This window comes from Crenobacter sp. CS_VA4 (assembly GCF_055597485.1).
In genome coordinates this window covers 226,870-243,171 of sequence record NZ_JBVMAE010000004.1, presented here as the reverse complement: position 1 = coordinate 243,171, position 16,302 = coordinate 226,870, and the positions used below count along the sequence as shown (strand labels likewise).

The 16,302-nt window shown below is 65.4% G+C and carries 18 protein-coding genes; 4 read left to right on the top strand and 14 right to left on the bottom strand.

Annotated features, from left to right (window positions below):
- The first annotated feature begins 17 nt into the window (after window positions 1-17).
- The 3 genes from arfB (at window position 18) to ACZ2IA_RS05935 (ending at window position 1,226) form a co-directional block, all read left to right on the top strand.
- Window positions 18-431 carry an alternative ribosome rescue aminoacyl-tRNA hydrolase ArfB gene (gene arfB, locus ACZ2IA_RS05945; RefSeq protein WP_470291654.1) on the top strand — a complete coding sequence of 138 codons (414 nt, stop codon included), beginning with the start codon at window positions 18-20 and terminating at the stop codon, window positions 429-431.
- A gap of 64 nt (window positions 432-495) precedes the next feature.
- Entirely contained in the window at window positions 496-693 is a 198-nt protein-coding gene (locus ACZ2IA_RS05940; RefSeq protein WP_470291653.1) for a hypothetical protein, read from the top strand.
- A 227-nt stretch (window positions 694-920) separates the two neighbouring features.
- On the top strand, window positions 921-1,226 hold the full coding sequence (locus ACZ2IA_RS05935) for a hypothetical protein (RefSeq protein ID WP_470291652.1): 306 nt from the start codon (window positions 921-923) through the stop codon (window positions 1,224-1,226).
- A gap of 534 nt (window positions 1,227-1,760) precedes the next feature.
- Here the strand turns inward: ACZ2IA_RS05935 and ACZ2IA_RS05930 are convergent.
- Window positions 1,761-2,726 (bottom strand): LysR family transcriptional regulator, encoded by a 966-nt coding sequence (locus tag ACZ2IA_RS05930; RefSeq protein WP_470291651.1) that lies wholly within the window; start codon window positions 2,724-2,726, stop codon window positions 1,761-1,763.
- Between the two features lie 128 nt (window positions 2,727-2,854).
- On the opposite strand from ACZ2IA_RS05930, the gene ACZ2IA_RS05925 reads away from it, so the two are divergent.
- Window positions 2,855-3,883, top strand: coding sequence for a zinc-dependent alcohol dehydrogenase family protein (locus ACZ2IA_RS05925; RefSeq protein ID WP_470291650.1), 1,029 nt, complete (start codon window positions 2,855-2,857; stop codon window positions 3,881-3,883).
- A gap of 73 nt (window positions 3,884-3,956) precedes the next feature.
- Here the strand turns inward: ACZ2IA_RS05925 and ACZ2IA_RS05920 are convergent, their stop codons facing one another.
- From ACZ2IA_RS05920 to ACZ2IA_RS05860, 13 genes are all read right to left on the bottom strand, one after another.
- Window positions 3,957-4,112: a hypothetical protein gene (locus tag ACZ2IA_RS05920; protein ID WP_470291649.1), complete on the bottom strand. Its 156-nt coding sequence runs from the start codon at window positions 4,110-4,112 to the stop codon at window positions 3,957-3,959.
- Between the two features lie 369 nt (window positions 4,113-4,481).
- Entirely contained in the window at window positions 4,482-6,161 is a 1,680-nt protein-coding gene (locus ACZ2IA_RS05915; RefSeq protein WP_470291648.1) for an isovaleryl-CoA dehydrogenase, read from the bottom strand.
- A 196-nt stretch (window positions 6,162-6,357) separates the two neighbouring features.
- On the bottom strand, window positions 6,358-6,636 hold the full coding sequence (locus tag ACZ2IA_RS05910) for an HU family DNA-binding protein (protein ID WP_470291647.1): 279 nt from the start codon (window positions 6,634-6,636) through the stop codon (window positions 6,358-6,360).
- 212 nt (window positions 6,637-6,848) lie between these two features.
- Window positions 6,849-7,589: a hypothetical protein gene (locus ACZ2IA_RS05905; RefSeq protein ID WP_470291646.1), complete on the bottom strand. Its 741-nt coding sequence runs from the start codon at window positions 7,587-7,589 to the stop codon at window positions 6,849-6,851.
- A gap of 4 nt (window positions 7,590-7,593) precedes the next feature.
- Window positions 7,594-8,724 (bottom strand): hypothetical protein, encoded by a 1,131-nt coding sequence (locus ACZ2IA_RS05900; protein ID WP_470291645.1) that lies wholly within the window; start codon window positions 8,722-8,724, stop codon window positions 7,594-7,596.
- Between the two features lie 358 nt (window positions 8,725-9,082).
- Window positions 9,083-9,607: a DUF4376 domain-containing protein gene (locus ACZ2IA_RS05895; protein WP_470291644.1), complete on the bottom strand. Its 525-nt coding sequence runs from the start codon at window positions 9,605-9,607 to the stop codon at window positions 9,083-9,085.
- Window positions 9,608-9,634: 27 nt separating this feature from the next.
- A complete protein-coding gene (locus ACZ2IA_RS05890; protein WP_470291643.1) occupies window positions 9,635-11,356 on the bottom strand; it encodes a hypothetical protein in 1,722 nt (573 codons plus the stop codon).
- A 605-nt stretch (window positions 11,357-11,961) separates the two neighbouring features.
- Entirely contained in the window at window positions 11,962-12,432 is a 471-nt protein-coding gene (locus ACZ2IA_RS05885) for a YiiX/YebB-like N1pC/P60 family cysteine hydrolase (RefSeq protein ID WP_470291642.1), read from the bottom strand.
- The gene (locus ACZ2IA_RS05880) at window positions 12,429-12,908 is read right to left on the bottom strand and encodes a DUF4376 domain-containing protein (RefSeq protein ID WP_470291641.1); all 480 of its coding nucleotides are present in this window, start codon (window positions 12,906-12,908) and stop codon (window positions 12,429-12,431) included. The genes ACZ2IA_RS05885 and ACZ2IA_RS05880 overlap by 4 nt, the downstream gene beginning before the upstream one ends.
- Before the next feature lie 11 nt (window positions 12,909-12,919).
- Complete coding sequence (locus ACZ2IA_RS05875; RefSeq protein WP_470291640.1) at window positions 12,920-14,011, bottom strand: hypothetical protein; 1,092 nt, start codon at window positions 14,009-14,011, stop codon at window positions 12,920-12,922.
- A 3-nt stretch (window positions 14,012-14,014) separates the two neighbouring features.
- Complete coding sequence (locus ACZ2IA_RS05870; protein WP_470291639.1) at window positions 14,015-14,584, bottom strand: YmfQ family protein; 570 nt, start codon at window positions 14,582-14,584, stop codon at window positions 14,015-14,017.
- The gene (locus tag ACZ2IA_RS05865) at window positions 14,581-15,645 is read right to left on the bottom strand and encodes a baseplate J/gp47 family protein (RefSeq protein WP_470291638.1); all 1,065 of its coding nucleotides are present in this window, start codon (window positions 15,643-15,645) and stop codon (window positions 14,581-14,583) included. The genes ACZ2IA_RS05870 and ACZ2IA_RS05865 overlap by 4 nt, the downstream gene beginning before the upstream one ends.
- Window positions 15,645-15,995 carry a phage GP46 family protein gene (locus ACZ2IA_RS05860; protein WP_470291637.1) on the bottom strand — a complete coding sequence of 117 codons (351 nt, stop codon included), beginning with the start codon at window positions 15,993-15,995 and terminating at the stop codon, window positions 15,645-15,647. The genes ACZ2IA_RS05865 and ACZ2IA_RS05860 overlap by 1 nt, the downstream gene beginning before the upstream one ends.
- Window positions 15,996-16,302: the final 307 nt, after the last annotated feature.

The following is a 16,302-nucleotide window of genomic DNA, read 5'->3' as shown; positions in this document are numbered from 1 at the left end:
CGTTAAGGACCGATGAAATGAATTCCCCCTACGGCAAAATCACGCTGGATGAACGCGACGTCGAGTTCAGCATGATTCGCGCGCAAGGTGCCGGTGGCCAGAACGTCAACAAGGTGTCCTGTGCGGTGCACCTGCGCTTCGATATCGCCAAGTCGTCGCTGCCCGAGTCGGTCAAGGACGCGTTGCTGGCGCTGAACGACCAGCGCATCTCGTCGGCAGGGGTGGTGATCATCAAGGCGCAGACCTCGCGCAGCCTGAAGCTCAATCAACAGGAAGCGCTGCAGCGGCTGCAGGAGCTAATCGACCGGGCTTGCGAGGTCGAGCGACCGCGCAAGGCCACCAAGCCGACCCGCGGTTCGCAGTTGCGCAGGCTGAAGAGCAAGGCGGTACGCAGTGATGTGAAGCGGCTGCGCGGCAAGCCGGCCGAGTGACCGACGCGGCGAAGGTGGGGGTACACTAGGGTATCAACACGAGCTCACTACTACGGAAATAATCATGGCCAAAGAAAAAGCGCTGGACCTGGATACCCTCGCCCTGCTGCAGTGGTGCGAGGAGGTGGAAGCGCTGCTGGTCGCCGCCGGCGCGACCCGCCAAGAGGCGCAGCAGCATATCGAGGAACAGGCCGAGTGGTTTACCGACCAGTTCTACGAGGGCCTGTCTGCCGAAGAGGCGGCCAAGGCGGCGTTGAACTGAGCGCTGTCGCCCGCGAGTCGTTCCCAAAGCCAGCACCGAGGTGCTGGCTTTTTGCATGGCGCCGCGGAGGGCGGCGTGCCGCCGCGCGGCCGGTTCGGCCAATGTTGACCGGCGGTTGGCCGGCCTCGCCGCGCTCACTTTCCCCTGCAGTTCGTCGCCTTACGGCGGGCCGGGACGTAACCGCATGCTAGAATCCGCCGGCGATCAACGGCGGTGTATCTATCTGTATGCAAAAGGTATTTTCGGTCATCGTGCTCGGCCTTATCCTGGCCGTACTGTTCCTGAACGGGCTGGCGATGTGGCTGGCGCTGCTCGGCGTGCTGGCGGCGGGCGGCTTCACGATCGGCTTGCTGCTGGTGTTGCAGCTGATGACGCGGATCGAGACGCTGCAGGGCTCGCTGCGCGAGTTGCACCGCGAGCTGCAGGGGCTGGACCAGAAGCTCGAGTGCGTGCCGGGCAAGCTCAACAGCGTCGAGGGCTTGTGCATCGAGATGCGCAACCGCTGTGCCAGCGAGCCCGACCATCTGGTGTAACGCCAGGGGCGATCCCGCTGGAGGTTGCGGGTGGATCCCCGCGCACGGTGCGCGGTTCGGCCAACATTTGTGCTTGCGGTTTGAATGGTTTGGGCCGATCAGCCGGGGGAGGGCTCCTTCTTCTTAATTCCTTCGATAAGCAAAATAACGGCGAAACAGCGACTTAGGCTTTTTGTGTTTAAAACGGCCTATTTTTCCCGCCGCAGGGGCTTGTCAGCACGAAATCGAATCGGTATAGTTCGCGCCTTGTTTGGTGGTGGTTAGCTCAGTTGGTAGAGCATCGGATTTTGATTCCGAGGGTCACAGGTTCGAACCCTGTACCGCCTGCCAGGATAATAAAAAAGCCCGTGGATTACTCCACGGGCTTTTTTGCGTCTGCTCGCCGGGTTTTATCCGGGCTTTTATTCGGCATTGCCTGTGGTGTGGTCCAGGGAGCCTCTAAAAACCGTCGCGAGCGGCACGCAGGCGAGGCGGACGGAGCGCAGAAACTGGAATGGACTTAATGTCCATGAGGATTTCCGATCGCTGGGCGTATCACAGATACGCACGCCGACCGCCCAACGACGCATCCGTGCTGCGCAGCAGGTTTTTGGAGGTTCCCTCCAGCAGAGGCGGCAGCCCGGCTATTAGCGCGTCGACCGCCACCCGCAGCCGCGCCGGCAGGTAGCGGTTGGCCGGCCACAGTGCGTGCAGGGCAAAGCCGTAGGCCGGCAGTTGCGTCAGCAGCGGCTCGAGTCGGCCGGCGCGCAAGGCGTCGGCGGCCAGCCAATGGGGTAGCCAGGCGATGCCCATGCCGGCTTCGGCCGCTTCGGCGATCGGCGATAGTTCGCCGAAGCGCAGCCGGCTCGCGACCGGGATGATCTGTAAACGGCCGTCCGCATCGTAGAAGCGCCATTCGCCTTGGCGGCCGTCTCGGGAGTAGACCACCGCCTGGTGTGCAGCCAGGTCGGCCAGCTCGGCGGGGCGGCCGTGGGCGGCGAGATAGGCCGGGGCGGCGCAGACGATCATCCGCTGGGTGCCGAGCCGGCGTGCCACCAGGTCGCTGCTGTCGGCGAGCGGGCCGCTGCGGATCACCAGGTCGATGCCGTCGGCGACCAGGTCGACCGGCCGATCGCTGTAGTCGAGTTCCAGCTCCAGCTCCGGATAGCGGCGCGCCAGTTCGAGCAGGATCGGCGTGACGCAACGTTGGCCGAACAGCACTGGCATGCTCACCCTCAGCCGCCCGACCGGTGCGTGCCGACCACCGTCCAGCTCGGCCTCGGCCTGTTCCAGTTCGGTCAGTGCGCGTACGCAGCGCTCGTAGTAGGCCTGCCCGTCGTCGGTCAGCCGCTGGCTGCGGGTGGTGCGCTGGAACAACCGCACGCCGAGCCGCTCCTCGAGTCGGGCGATGCTCTTGGCGACGGCCGAGCGGGTCAGGTGCAGCCGCTGCGCTGCCTGCGCGAAACTGCCCGATTCGACCACCTGCACGAAGGCGGCGATGCCGCTGAGCCGGTCGCTCATCGTTACTCTCCAATTGGCGAATTTATAGCGACAGTATTCGGAATTTTTGCCATCACTGGCAACTGAATATCGCCATTATGCTGCAAGCAGACGACCCAACCGGGGTCGAGGCACAAGGAGAGGCAGCGATGAGCGAAGTGATGCAGCAATGGCAGTTGTCGGCGTTTGGCCTGGCGAACCTGGAGCGAGTGACGGTGCCGGTCCCCACACCGGGGCCCGGCGAGATTCTGGTGCGGGTGGAAGCAGTGTCGCTCAACTACCGCGACAAGGTGATGGTGGAGAACGGCATGGGCCTGCCGCTGGCGTGGCCGTTCGTGCCGGCGTCGGACATGGCCGGCGAGGTGGTGGCGGTCGGCGCCGGGGTGCGCCGCTTCGCCGCCGGCGCGCGGGTGGTCAGTACCTTCTGGATGGGCTGGGAGGATGGCGAGCCGCCGGCAGCGTGGGGCCATGCGCACGGCCCGGCACTGGGCGGCGTCGGGCCGGGGATGTTGGCCGAATACGTGCTGCTGCACGAAGACTGGGCGGTGGCGGCGCCGCAGACGCTCGACGCGGTCGAGGCGAGCACCCTGAGCTGCGCCGCTCTGACCGCGTGGTTCGCGCTGGTCGAAACCGGCGGTGTGCGCGCCGGGCAGAGCGTGCTGATCCAGGGCACCGGCGGGGTCGCGCTGTTCGGCCTGCAGTTTGCGCTGGCGCACGGCGCGCGGCCTATCGTTCTGTCGGGCAGCGACGCTAAGCTGGAACGCGCGCTGGCGCTCGGCGCCACGCACGGCATCAACCGCCTGAGCTCGCCCGACTGGGCGCAGGCGGTGCGCGAGGCCAGTGGCGGCCGCGGCGTCGACCATGTGCTGGAGCTGGCCGGCGGCAGTGTGGCGCGCTCGCTCGACGCGCTGGCACCGGGCGGCCGGATCGCGGTGATCGGCCTGCTCGACGGCGCCGAGCTGACGCTGCCGACGGTGCCGATGATATTCAAGCGCGCGACGGTGACCGGCATCGGCGTCGGCCATCGCCGCGCGCTGGAGGACATGATCCGCGCGATCGACCGGAACGGCATCAAGCCGGTGATCGACAGCGTGCTGCCGTTTAACGAATTGCCGGCGGCGTTCGATCGCCTGGAGGCCGGTGCATTCGGCAAGGTGGTGGTGCGGGTCGCTGGCTGATTCGGCCAACCTTGCTAATGACAAACCCCGCCTGCGCGAGCAGGGCGGGGGTTGGTATTGAAGACCGAGCCGCTTAGTGGGCCTGTTGGGTCGAGCTCGGTGCTTGCTGAGCCTGCTGTTGGGCGAGGCGCTGTTCGTGCTGGATCACGCCGTTGGCGTCGCCCGGCTCGGCGAACACGGCGGCCGAGCTGGAGGCGAGGAGAAGGGCGATAAGGGTCTGCTTGATCATGGTCGTGCTCCTAACAAGAGTGGGTGTGGAGCAATCATTCCGTGCCGGCGGTTCTGGCAGGCGGCCTACTGATAGGCGTTTCTGCGGCTAATTTCAAAAAGGACTGTCGGTATCTTGTGCTGCAATGACGGTAACGATTGCGTTTATCTAACTGCTTGCTGCGTATGACAGTGGTTGTGTTGCTGTCATGAGGCAATTATACATAGTAACGTTAGTTATAATAACGCAATTATTCGAACTAGTCATTCAGAGAAATTGAACTAGAAGTAATGCTGCGACGAATCTGCCGGGCACAGGTGTCCGGCGGGGCACGGGGAAAGAGGAGAAGGGGGAGAGCCGCGCCGGACCGTGTGACAGGCCGGGAAGCGCTTAGCGCCAGTTGCCGTCGAGGATGGCGTGGGTGGCGGCCAGGCTGTCGAGCGCTAGCGTGCCGAACACCCGGCCGTGACCGGCCTGCGCGCCGTCACCGAAACGGCTGGCGATGAACAGCTCGGCGCTGGCCGGTTGGCTGTGGCGTCGCAGCAGTACCGCCTGCGCCAGCAGCACCAGTGTCTGCGCCAGCCGGCGGGCGTTGGCCTGCAGCAGCTCGGCCGGCTGGTGCAGCAAGGGCTCCAGGCCCTGCAGCTGCGCCAGCAGCCTAGTGTCGCCGTCGGCGCCTTGCGCCAGATCGGCCAGCAGTAAGGCGGCGCCGTCCGGTTCGCGCTGGATCGCACGCAGCACGTCCAGACACATCACATTGCCCGAGCCCTCCCAGATCGAGTTGACCGGCGCCTCGCGGTACAGCCGCGCCATCGGGCCGTCTTCGACGTAGCCGTTGCCGCCCCACACCTCCATCGCCTCGCCGGTGACCTCGAGCGCGCGCTTGCATACCCAGAACTTCGCCGCCGGGGTGACGATGCGTTTCCACGCCGCCTGCAGCGGGTCAGCGTCGGCGGTCTCGAACGCGGCGGCCAGCCGCATCATCAGCCGCGTGGCCGCCTCGCTCTCCAGCGCCAGGTCGGTCAGCACATTGCGCATCAGCGGCTGGTCGAGCAGGAGTCGGCCGAACACCTGACGGTGGCGGGCGTGGTGCAGCGCCTGCACGAAGGCCTGGCGGATCAGCGCGGCGCTGCCGATCACGCAGTCGAGCCGGGTGTGGGTGGCCATCTCGAGGATGGTCGGGATGCCGCGGCCTTCCTCGCCGATCAATAGCGCGTAGGCGTCACGGAATTCGACCTCGCAGCTCGAGTTGGAGCGGTTGCCGAGCTTGTCCTTCAGCCGCTGGATCTCGACCGCGTTCTTGCGGCCGTCCGGGCGCCAGCGCGGCACGAAAAAGCAGCAGATCGGTCCGTCGCCCGGGTTGCCGAGCCGCGCCACCACCAGGTGCGCGTCGCACATCGGCGCCGAGAAGAACCACTTGTGGCCGTTGAGCCGGTACTCGGCGCCGCGCCCGCCGCCGGCCACCGGCACCGCCCAGCTGGTGTTGGCGCGCACGTCCGAGCCGCCCTGTTTCTCGGTCATGCCCATGCCGATCAGCACCGACGCCTTGTCGGGCCACGGCAGGTCACGCGGATCGTGCTGGCGGGCGTACAGCTTCGGGCCGAGCGTGGCGAACAGCACGTCCTCCTTCTGCAGTACCGGGATCGCCGCGAAGGTCATCGTGGTCGGACACAGCGAGCCGGACTCGATCTGCGCCTGCAGGAAGTAGCCGGCGGTGCGCGCCGCCCACACGCCCGACTGCGGGTTGCTCCAAGGCAGGGCGTGCAGGCCCTGACTGCGCAGCAGCGACAGCAGCGCGTGCCAGCTGGGGTGGAATTCGACGCTGTCGATCCGTTCGCCGGTGCGGCTGTGCGTGTGCAGCTCGGGAGGGTAGCGGTTGGCCAGCGCGCCGAGCGCCAGCGTGTGCGCATGGCCGAGCTTGGCGCCGAAACGGGTCAGCAGTTCGGCGTTCCAGTCGGCGCCGGCGACGCTCAAGGCATCCTGCAGCACCGGGTCGCAGCTGTAGAGGTTGTAGTCGACCAGATCGGGCACCTGGTTGAACACGGCGTGGCTGGCTGGCGAAGTGCTCATCGTGATCCCCCCTTGAAAGAGCGCCGGTTCGCTGCCGGCTTCTTGTAGGGTAGTGCATGCCAGCGTGCTTGCCGGTGGGGCTAGGGCGTCGGGGCAGGAGGAGGGATTTGGGATTAATAGCGCCGGTGTCGACACCGTGTGCACAGGCGCAAAAAAGCCCCGCCATGGCGGGGCTGTTTGCGGTCGGAGGCCTGGATCAGGCGACGACGTCTTTCAGCGCCTTGGCGGCGGTGAACTTCGGCGACTTGCGCGCGGCGATCACGATCGACTCGCCGGTGGCCGGGTTGCGGCCGGTGCGCTCGGCCGATTCTTTCACGGCAAACTTGCCAAGACCCGGCAGGGTGATGTCGCTGCCGGCTTTCAGTTGCTGGGCGATTACCGCGTTGAGCGCGTCGAGAACGGCCGCGGTCTGGGCCTTGGTCACTTCGACTTTGGCGGCGCCAACGAGGGAGTCGATCAGTTCGGATTTGGTCATTGTTCTATAGGTCCTGTTCGGGTTTGAGACGGTACGGCATTCGCTTGGGGGCGTGAAGGATGCCGCCAAAACCAAGCATAGTCCAGCGATTGTGTGCGGGCATGGTGGCATGACACACCGTGTTTGTCACCCGCGAGCAGCATATTGCGGGCAAGCTGGGGTGAGAGTGGGCAAGTCGTTGCGGGTTCCCGACAGTTGCGTCGTCGTCGCGTTCAGCCTACGGCCTGCGCCAGCTCGTCCATCGCCACCAGCAGCGTGGCCGTCAGCGCGTGCACCGCATCGGCCGACGGTTGTCGGGCCAGTTCGTACTTGCGCATCCGTAAGGCCGCCAGCGTCGCCTGCGCATCGCGCAACCGCGCCGCCTGGCTGAGGATGGTATCGGCCGCCGGTTGCAGAGCTTGAGCGCTGGCCAGCGCATAGTTGGCTACGTAGGCGCCCGGCTCACCCCGATAGCCCGCGTCACGAAACTGTCGGGCCGCCGCCTCGCGGGCGCGGTATTCGGTGTCGAAGCGGGCCCAGCGCGCGTAGATCGCCGCCGCGTGGTCGTCGAACCGGACGGTTTCGGTCGCGATGCTGTCGGCCAGTTGCCGGGCGGTGCCGGCGGGGTCGAGCTGCCAGGCGTCGTCCTGCCAGACGTGGTAGACGCTCGGGCGCGGCTGCTCCGTGACGCCGGCCGGCAGCTCGCCGAGGCCGTTCCAGCCGGCGATGCCCTCGCCGCGTTCGTCGAGCGTCAGCGTGCCGCCGTCCTCGGTGCGGTAGAGCGTGGCGCCGCGCCAGTCGCGCACCACGGTCCAGTCGCTGTCGGCCTGGCCGAACGCGGCGATGCGAGCGGCGTGGCCGGCGGGTAGCTCGGTGGGCGGCACGACCGTCGTGGTCTGGCCGGCCGCGTAGTCGAGCGGGTAGGTGGCGACGCCGTTGTCGGCGTAGGCGTAGTGTTGGATGGTCGTGGTCATGGGCTTAGCCTCGGCGCAGGAAGGGTTTGACGGCGATGTTTTGAGGCCGGGTTTCCGGGCCGATATCTCCGCCGAAATAGGAGGGGGCGTCGTGATAGGGAAGGGCCCATACGATAGAGTCCGGGTAGGTGTTTACGGAACCTGCGTTAGTATTCGCAATATTCATCCGAGTCCTGATGGGGGTGTCTGGAGTGCCGTTACCTGGATACACCGAGACCCGATACGGATCAAAGCCACCCGCTCCCCCAATCGCGTGGGCGTGGCGTTGGACGGCTTGACTTTGAGCGCCTCTAACTGAGCGATTGCCACTCGGGTCACGTCCCGCTCCCTCATCGGTATACCGCTCGAAATAGCCGCGGGGGTCGGGCGCCGTCGCGCCGCACAGTGCGTATAGAATCGGCGTTGTCGCTGCGGACAATGCCTGTCCACTGGCCAGCACCACCCCGCGCGGTGGCGTCGCCACGTAACCGGAACGCACCGCGTGGTACGCGTAGTCATGCCCCGGCTGGTCGCTGATCAGCACCAGCGTATTGCCGTCGAACACGAACTCCAGCGTGTCGTCGAGGTAGAGCAGACCGATGTTGGCGAGCCCGCCGCAGACGCCGGCGAACGACTTGCCGGCCGGCGGCTTGATCTGCACGTCGTGGCTGCCGGCGTCGACGCGCTTGAGCAGGAAGCGCGCGCCGGCCGGCACGCCGCTGGTGTTGAAGGTCAGCGTCGAAGCCGCGGGGGTGTTCACCAGCACCAAGCCCATCGTGCTCACATCGAGGTTGGCTGAACCGGTCAGCGTGGCGGTGATGCCGCCACCGGAGCGGATCGCGTCCTTGGCGCGCAGCGACGTCATCGGCAGGCCGTTGTCGCTGCCGGCGTAGGCGTCTGCTTGGCTGGCGAAGGCGATGCCGTAACCGGCCAGCGTGCTCGGCCAGGTGCTGGTCGAGTTCCACGCCAGCTGCTTGATCGCGTCGGCCAGCTGGTTCTGCTTGCCGGCGTCCGGCATGATGCCGGCGGCGGTGATCGCCGAGAGCAGTTCGTTTTGCACCGCGTTCAGCCAGTCGGAACTCAGGATCGTGCCCAGTTCGCCGGTGGCGGGGTTGCCGTCGTGGAACAGTCCGTCCGGCGTGTTGATCGTCTGCATGTCGCAAGCCTCCAGATAGGCGGGTAAACAAAGTGCGCCGTCAGCGTCGGCGCACGAATTCGGTCAGGCAAAGGCCGGCAATGGGGCCGGCAGACAGGTCGTCGAGGGCGACCTGGGGCTGTATTTTCCGGGGAGGGCGGGGCGGCGTTTAGCTGACATTGCGCAGGGGGTTTGGGCGGGATGTGCTGTGGTTCAGCTGTGCCGCGGCGTGAGTTTTGGCGCTCGTAGGCGGCGGAGTTGGCATGGCGGAGTTGGCTGGGCGAGAGGCAAAAAAAATCAGACCGCCGAGGCGGTCTGATTGAGGGCGGGTAGAGGTCATGACTTTAGGTTGGCCGAACCGGGGTGTCGGCGGTATTGATCAGGAGGTCGCCTCCTCGCCGTTGACCGGCCAGCTAACTGCTTCGATTTCCTCGAACGTTGCCGCTTGGCTGACCCGTGCTTTCAACTCGCGTGCGGTCTTGTGTAGAGCGGCCGCGTGCTGAGCCAGCGCCACCGGCAGGCCGAGCAGACCGTCGGCGTCGAGGGTGACCTGGCTATTGTCGGCCGTTGTCCACTCGATTTCGAAGGGCTGGCTGGTGGCCTTGGCGGCTTGCGCGGCCAGTACGGCGGCAGTGATGCGGGCGACGCTTCGCTGGTCTGAATCGAACAGCTTGCCTTGGTATGGGAAGCTGGCTGCTTCGCGGCGGCCGCGCTCGGCGATGATGCGAGCGAGTGCCGAGGCTTTAGCTTCGGCGATGCTGACGGCGGGGTCGGGCTCATTGTCGGCGGCGAGCCAATCTTCATAGTCCTGCCACCAGCGATGACCGTGCGGGATATTGGCCCCATCCTCGGTGCGAATGACCACATTGGCGTCCGTGGTTAGTTTGTATGCGGCTCCACTCATGATTTCGTCCTATGGGGTTAGAGGGGGTTACAGCTCACAGTCTACTGTCCATTCGATCTGCATAGCGTGCCCGGGTATGGTCCCTGGCGGCGCGGTGTAACTGAACGTGAACCCTCCTTCATAGGAAGATTGCCGCGTCACGTTGGTGTTACTCGACGCACCCGCACTGACGTTGTAAACCGTCGACGCCCCCGTGACCTGTGGGTTGTAAAACGTGTGAACACTTGACGTGGCCCGTTTCAATACCGCGAATCTGACCTGATGTATGGCAGCGGCACCCGCCGACACGGTGGAGGGGAAATTAAATCCACAGTTGTACGAGCTGTTGCCCGCGGCAATCGGGAAGCCAAACACAAAGCTTTTTTCGTAATACCGCTGGCACAGTGCTAACTCGAGCGCCAGTGGGCGCTGCTCAAACGACGTAGCGACCGCCCCTTCTTCTAACTGGACTTGGGCGAGGTCGAACGTGCCGGACTGCTGACCGAGAGAAGCCGTCCTGCTATCCCAGTCGCTACCTGCATCAAACCAGAAGAACAGGGACAGATAGTCATTACCGTTGCTTCCCAGCGTCTTGCCAACCATCGATGGAACCAAAAACTTCAGCGTGAACTTTTGCCACGATGTTGTGAGATTGATCTTCTGCGGGTTGATTCCAGAAACGGGGCCGGATGGTGATCCACCGGAGCCAAATACTTGTGCCAGCTCTACAGACATCGATCTATTGGCGTCTGCCTTAGCTCGGAATGAAACGACGGCAGTAGCGCCAGCCAAGGTGCCAACGCTCTCGATGCGCTGCTCCAGCACTGCGTAGTTACCGGAACCGGTTATGCTCGCGACAACAGCGCGATGGAAATAAACCGGGTTTCCCGGTACGTCTGTTTGCCCAAGAGGAAACGACTGCCGCGAGGGCGTGATAGTTGACACGATGGCAGTCGACATGAAGCGGTCGGCCAAATATCGCTGTCCGGTACCGGCAGCCAAAGACGTGCCGCGCTGCCAGAAATCGAAATTGCCGTTGATCAGCTTGTTGCGGAATGAAATCGCGCCAGATGTGCCTGTGATAGCCGAGATGAATGCGGTGGTCGCTAGTTTGGTCGAGTTGTCGCCAGCGGCCGGGGTCGGCATATAACTGGCCGAACCGAGCTGAGCCGCCCCACCGGGGTTGGCGAGCAGCACCCACGCGTTCAACCCCTGATACCACATGAATTCGGCCGAGCCGCCGGAAACCAATTCGCCGCCGATCAGCGCAGCTTGGTACTGGCCGACAATCGGTTTGGCGCCTAGACCATTCAGATTCAGTATGGCCGGCCCTGTATTCGTATTGGGAACATGGCAGCATACAATCATCCCGTCGACCAGCGTGGCTGGGGCCGGCGTCAGCGTCATCGTCAGCACGTTCGCGGTGCCAGTGACGATACCGTAGATCGAGCTGCCCGTTTGCAGAGCATTCTGCACAAAGGCGGATGTAGCCAGCTTGGTGGAATTATCGAATTGCGCTGGCGTCGGAGCGGTCGGCGTCCCGCTCAGCGCCGGGCTCACCAACGGAGCCTTCTGAGCTAATGCCGTGTCAAATAGCGAGTTGAGCTGATCATTCTTGGTCGGATCGACAGTCCCCCCCAGACCAATGACCAGGTTTTTCAGTTCGGCTTGCAACGAGTTGAGCCAGGCGGCCGGCACGATCGTGCCGAGCTCCCCGGTGGAAGGGTTGCCGTCACGGAACAGCCCGTCCGGTGTGTTGATCGTCTGCATCTGTCTATGCCTCCGAAGGTCAAAGAAAAGCGGTGCGTGGGGCTGGGCGCTGTGTACGCTTTTTTGCCCTGGCCAGCACCGGTTGGTCGAAGTTTTGCCGGCCTAGGGCCGGCGGTAACGGGATTGCGGGAGGCGATGGGGCCATTGTCCCGAGCGAGGACTTGGCGATGCAGGTGACATTTGTCAGTGGCGAGCCGGATTGCCACGTGGCGGCGTGGGCGGCCTTTCGGCCGGCAACCCGCTGTGACGCGGTGCGCGATTTGGCACTCGTTTGCAGTGGAATTGGCATGGGTGGGGTGGGAGGGCCAGTGCCAAAATCAACGCGAACAGCATGCTGGCAACGGGGCGGCTCATGCGGGCGCACAAACCCCTTTGTTAGCCACGGGAGAACACAGAAAGAAAACCTGAGCGCCCACCCCTTGGCGGCGTGATGCGGGTGGACTGGCTTGCCAGGGTTTTGCTTCGCAGAAACTTCGCCTGCGGCTCGTTATCTGTGGATTCCGTGGCTGAAAAAAAGAGGACTGCCGAAGCGGTCCGAGAGGGCTGACAGGCAGAGAGAGGAAAGGAGAGGGTTGGCCGAAGCCAAGTGGCCGGCGACGCTCCGGTCAGGTGGTGGCGGGGAGTGCCGTGCCTGCGCTGGTGGCGGTGTCGGGCAGCATCCACAGGTGCTGTGGCGTGACGCGGCGAAGGCAGTCGGGGCGGAACAGCGGTGCTCCGGCCTGCTGGAACGCCCAGGCGACCAGCTCGGAGCAGAACCAGGCGTCGTCGTTCTGCCAGTCGCGGTGCAGGCCGAGGCCGGCGAGGGCGCTGTAGTCGTAGCGCTTGCCGAGCTGACTGGCCGCGGCGGCGATCACCATGACCGGGTCCTGCACCGGCAGCGCGACGAAGGCGTGACGGCTGGCACGGCGCAGAGTGGCTTCGAGCGGCACCCGCCGCACGCCGTGGCCGGCGGCGGCTTCGATCACGCTGTCGCCGTCGACCAGCGCCACGTGGCTCCAGGCCGACCAGGTGCCGGCACGGATCAGCCATGAAAGCGGCAGCCGGGTGGTGGTGAACAGCAGGGTGAGCTGGCTCATGCCGCGGCCTCGTCGTAACTGGCCGGCCAGCCGGTGCTGTAGTCGTAGGCGCTCGGGCCGGCGCTTGCCTGCATCGCGAGGCGGTGGTGCTCGGCGGCGGCAAAGGCGGCCTGGTCGAGTGCAATCACTGCCTGGTGGATGCTCTGCGCCAGCGCCGGGGTCATCGCGACGAAACGGTTCCCCAGCGTTTTCCACTGCATCTCGGCCGGTAGACTCGCTCCGGTCGTGATCAACCCTAGGTATTGGATGCGGCTGACGTCGTCGCTGTGGAACCATTCGCGCTGCCCGGCGACATCGACGGCGACACCGCCGACCCGATGGCGTTCGCGCAGTTGCTTGATGCCGGTCCAGGCGTCGTTTTCAGTCGCTTCGCGCACGGCCTTGTCGATGACGTCCTGCGGCACTCCGGCTTCGGCCAGCTGTTCTTGAGTGAACGCCACATAGCGCTGTTCTTGATAGTCCAAAGTCAGATACATATTCGTTCCCCTTACAGAACCAGATTGCACAGGACGTTGCGCGGAGCGCCTTCCGGGCCACGGACGATGCCACCTATTAGACTGGCAAGACTGACCCCAGCGGGCAGGCTCGAGCCTTGAAAAGAGAGCTTGAATGGATTGGCTTCTGATTCGACCAACAGGCCGCCGCCGGGACGAGTGACTGAACAACCGCAAAACGACAGGTCATACCAGCCGCCCCCGGAGGCGGCGTCTGCAATGTGACCGGCATTGATGGTTAGGTCGCAACCGTAGAAGAAGGCTCGTCCGCCGAGGCTATCGGTGCGTCGCAACAGACCATGCCACTGTGCCCAAGGTTGCTCAGGCCGACTTGGCAAAACAAAGGCCACAGTAACTACCTTGGTGTACCAGAACTCGATCTGCCCACCCACGAGCTCAAAACCAGCAATCCAGTATGGATAAGGGGCTTCGCGCTGGATGATCGTTGGCTTGTTCTTGGAGTCGCCCATCAGGCGAATGACTTTGTGGGCAATATTGCAAGTGCCGTCAACGATGATTTCGCCCTTGGCGTTGAGCGTGTGGGTTAATTCGTAGGTCTGTCCACCTGCCAGGTTGATTACTCCGAAGCCGCCTACCGGTACGCGGGCACAAGCTTCCCGGATGGTCTTTAACGCGGTCTTGTTGGTCAGACCATCGTTCTGGTCGTTGCCGTTCAGCGCGTCCACGCAGAGGCTGATGTAGAGCAAACCGGGCACTGCCTGTTTAGCGACGCCGTAGGTGTCGAAGAATTGACCGGTAAACGCCGTGGTGGCTAGCGTAGTCGAACGGTCGGTAATCGCCGGGGTCGGCGCGGTTGGCGTACCCATCAGTGCCGGACTGGCCAGCGGTGCCTTCTGTGCCAGAGCCGCCGCAAGCAGCGTTTTTAGCTGGTCGTTCTTTGTCGGATCGACGGTACCGTTCAGGCCCGCGATCAGGTTCTTCAATTCCGCCTGCATCGAGCGCGTCGCGCTCTGCGAGGCGTTCAGCCACTGCGCCGGCACGATGGTGCCGAGTTCGCCGGAGGCCGGGTTACCGTCGTGGAACTGGCCGTCCTGCGTGTTGATCGGGAGTAACAGGTCTTGCATGAATCAATCCTCCTGGTAAGCGAAGTAGACGAAGGTATGCGCCGGTTTCAGGGCGTTGAAGATGTCCTCGATCACCGGGTCGCCGAATTGGGTGAGCCGCTCGCCGGCGGCGCTCTGGCCGGCGCGGAAGCAGTAGGCGTGCACCGCGCGGCCGCGCACCACCACGCGCCACACCCAGAGGATGTCGGCGGTGTAGAGCCGGTCGCCGGCGCGGTTGATGCCGGCGCGGAACGGTTGCGGCTCGTCGATGCTGATGGTGTAGCCGAGGCCGGCGGCGAGGCGGATGAAGTAGGGGATGGACAGGCCGCCGGTTTCGGCCAACTTGGCGAGGACGACCTGCTGACGTGCCTGGTAGGTGGCGTTGGCCGGGGCGGTGATACCGCAGACGCGCTCCCACTCGGGCAGCAGCTGTTCGGCGAAGAACGGGGTGATGGCGTTGCGGGCGCGGGCCAGGTTGGCGGCGCTGGCGTCGAGCGCGTTGCCGTCGGCGGCCAGCTCGGCCGCCAGCCGCGGCGCGGCCGGGGCGTAGCTGGTCGGCGGCAGCAGCAGCGACAGCAGTTCGCTATGCCTCATTGCATCACCCCCACCGTGACCTTGCCGAGCCGCACCCACTCGACGCGGCTGGCGTCGTTGGCCGGCACGACGTTGGCCGAAGGCTGCAGCAGCTGGCGATCGACCACGCCGGCGATGTCCGACACCAGCGCTTCGAGGCGGCTGCGTACCGCGGTGTCGCCGGGGGCGAGCTGGGCGAAGTAGCCGGCCAGCGCTGCGGCGATCTGCGCCTGGGCGGCGGCCAGGGTCAGGCCGGACAGCTGGACGTTGACGGTGACGTCGACCACTTTCGGCGTCGGCGCCAGCACCAGGCAGTTCTTGGCGGTGACCGGGCGCAGTTCGTCGATGTGCGCCTGCACGGCGGCGAGGGTAGCGGCCGAGGGCAGGTCGCCGGCGGCGGTGATCACCACGTCGACGGTGCCGAGGCCGCGGCGCAGCGGGTAGACGTAGGCGGCCGATACGCCGGGGGTTTCCAGTGCCCAGCGCCGGTAGTCGAAGCGGTTGCCGCCGGCCGGTGGGCGGCGGATCAGTTCCAAGAGGCGCGCCAAGAGCTCGCCGTCGGCTTCCTCGTCGACCCCGCCGCTCATCGTCACGATGCGCGCCTGGCTGGCGAAGCCGGCCGGGGCGGCGGTGAGCTCGAGCGGCGCGTCCGGGTCGGCGTTGCCTGCGACCCCGGGGGTGTCGGCCTGCGCGGCGACGACGGCGCTGCCGCTGGCGTCGAGGGTGACCGCGGCGCTGCTGGTGTAGCGCTGGCTGCCGAGCTTGGCGGCGATGCCGGCCGGCGCCTTGGCGCCCGGGGTGCCGCTAAGGCGCAGCGTGCCCTGGGCGGCCACCGCCGGCTTGCGCGCCAGGCCGCGCACCCTTGCGTGCAGTTCGAGATAGTCGCGGTCGGCGCTGTCGGGGAAGATCTGCCGCACCAGCCAGGACTGATGCTGGTACAGCCCCTCGACGGCGCTGGCGGTGGCACTGGCGCGGACGAAGAAGTCGCTATCGGGGCCGGTGTCGGCGTCGGGCAGCTGGTTTTTCAGGTCGCGCAGCAGCGTGTCGCGCAGGCTGGCGTACGGGGGAATGGCAAACGGCATCAGGCGACCCTCACAGGATGTTGGAAATGCTGCACGCGACCGCTGGCGTCCTCGACCTCGATCGCCAGGTCGAGCCGACCCGGGGCGCTGCGGTTGGCGGTGACGGCGAGGCGCCGGGCGCGACCGTCGGCGAGCAGCGGCTCGAGCGCCTGCTCGCTGTACTGGCGAGCCAGCACGGCGACGCGGGCGAGGTCTTTCTCGCGGGTGAGTTCGTGCAGCCGGGAGCCGAGGGTGGGATCGGCCCACCAGCTGCCCAGCGGCGTCATCAGCCGCAGGTAGACCGCGTTGGCCAGGGTGTCGGTACGGGTGCCGGCGTAGTCGCCGGTGAGCGGGGAGATATAGGCGTCCATGGCTCGCATTGTCGCGGGCGCGGGGGGCGGGGTTGAGGTGGTGGGGGTCAGTGGGGTGGTGGGTGAGGTTGGCCGAAATGGCGGGTTCGGCCGGGTGGGGCGAAGAGGGTGTCAGTCGTTCTGCGGTTGGATTGCTACTTCGTTCGGGAAGGTCGGCGAAGGACGGCATTCGCGACGACACTGGGTGTGTTATTCGGCCAACGTTGGTGTGGTTCGTGGCAGCACCGGTCCCGCCCGGTGGGGCGGCCTACTTTCTTTGCTTCGCCAAAGAAAGTAGGCAAAGAAAGGCGAGCCCCACCGCGCTGGC

Excerpts from the sequence above, each read along its gene's own strand:
- arfB (WP_470291654.1), top strand. The coding sequence starts at position 18 with ATGAATTCCCCCTACGGCAAAATCACGCTGGATGAACGCGACGTCGAG.
- ACZ2IA_RS05940 (WP_470291653.1), top strand. The coding sequence starts at position 496 with ATGGCCAAAGAAAAAGCGCTGGACCTGGATACCCTCGCCCTGCTGCAG.
- ACZ2IA_RS05935 (WP_470291652.1), top strand. The coding sequence starts at position 921 with ATGCAAAAGGTATTTTCGGTCATCGTGCTCGGCCTTATCCTGGCCGTA.
- ACZ2IA_RS05930 (WP_470291651.1), bottom strand. The coding sequence starts at position 2,726 with ATGAGCGACCGGCTCAGCGGCATCGCCGCCTTCGTGCAGGTGGTCGAA.
- ACZ2IA_RS05925 (WP_470291650.1), top strand. The coding sequence starts at position 2,855 with ATGAGCGAAGTGATGCAGCAATGGCAGTTGTCGGCGTTTGGCCTGGCG.
- ACZ2IA_RS05920 (WP_470291649.1), bottom strand. The coding sequence starts at position 4,112 with ATGATCAAGCAGACCCTTATCGCCCTTCTCCTCGCCTCCAGCTCGGCC.
- ACZ2IA_RS05915 (WP_470291648.1), bottom strand. The coding sequence starts at position 6,161 with ATGAGCACTTCGCCAGCCAGCCACGCCGTGTTCAACCAGGTGCCCGAT.
- ACZ2IA_RS05910 (WP_470291647.1), bottom strand. The coding sequence starts at position 6,636 with ATGACCAAATCCGAACTGATCGACTCCCTCGTTGGCGCCGCCAAAGTC.
- ACZ2IA_RS05905 (WP_470291646.1), bottom strand. The coding sequence starts at position 7,589 with ATGACCACGACCATCCAACACTACGCCTACGCCGACAACGGCGTCGCC.
- ACZ2IA_RS05900 (WP_470291645.1), bottom strand. The coding sequence starts at position 8,724 with ATGCAGACGATCAACACGCCGGACGGACTGTTCCACGACGGCAACCCC.
- ACZ2IA_RS05895 (WP_470291644.1), bottom strand. The coding sequence starts at position 9,607 with ATGAGTGGAGCCGCATACAAACTAACCACGGACGCCAATGTGGTCATT.
- ACZ2IA_RS05890 (WP_470291643.1), bottom strand. The coding sequence starts at position 11,356 with ATGCAGACGATCAACACACCGGACGGGCTGTTCCGTGACGGCAACCCT.
- ACZ2IA_RS05885 (WP_470291642.1), bottom strand. The coding sequence starts at position 12,432 with ATGAGCCAGCTCACCCTGCTGTTCACCACCACCCGGCTGCCGCTTTCA.
- ACZ2IA_RS05880 (WP_470291641.1), bottom strand. The coding sequence starts at position 12,908 with ATGTATCTGACTTTGGACTATCAAGAACAGCGCTATGTGGCGTTCACT.
- ACZ2IA_RS05875 (WP_470291640.1), bottom strand. The coding sequence starts at position 14,011 with ATGCAAGACCTGTTACTCCCGATCAACACGCAGGACGGCCAGTTCCAC.
- ACZ2IA_RS05870 (WP_470291639.1), bottom strand. The coding sequence starts at position 14,584 with ATGAGGCATAGCGAACTGCTGTCGCTGCTGCTGCCGCCGACCAGCTAC.
- ACZ2IA_RS05865 (WP_470291638.1), bottom strand. The coding sequence starts at position 15,645 with ATGCCGTTTGCCATTCCCCCGTACGCCAGCCTGCGCGACACGCTGCTG.
- ACZ2IA_RS05860 (WP_470291637.1), bottom strand. The coding sequence starts at position 15,995 with ATGGACGCCTATATCTCCCCGCTCACCGGCGACTACGCCGGCACCCGT.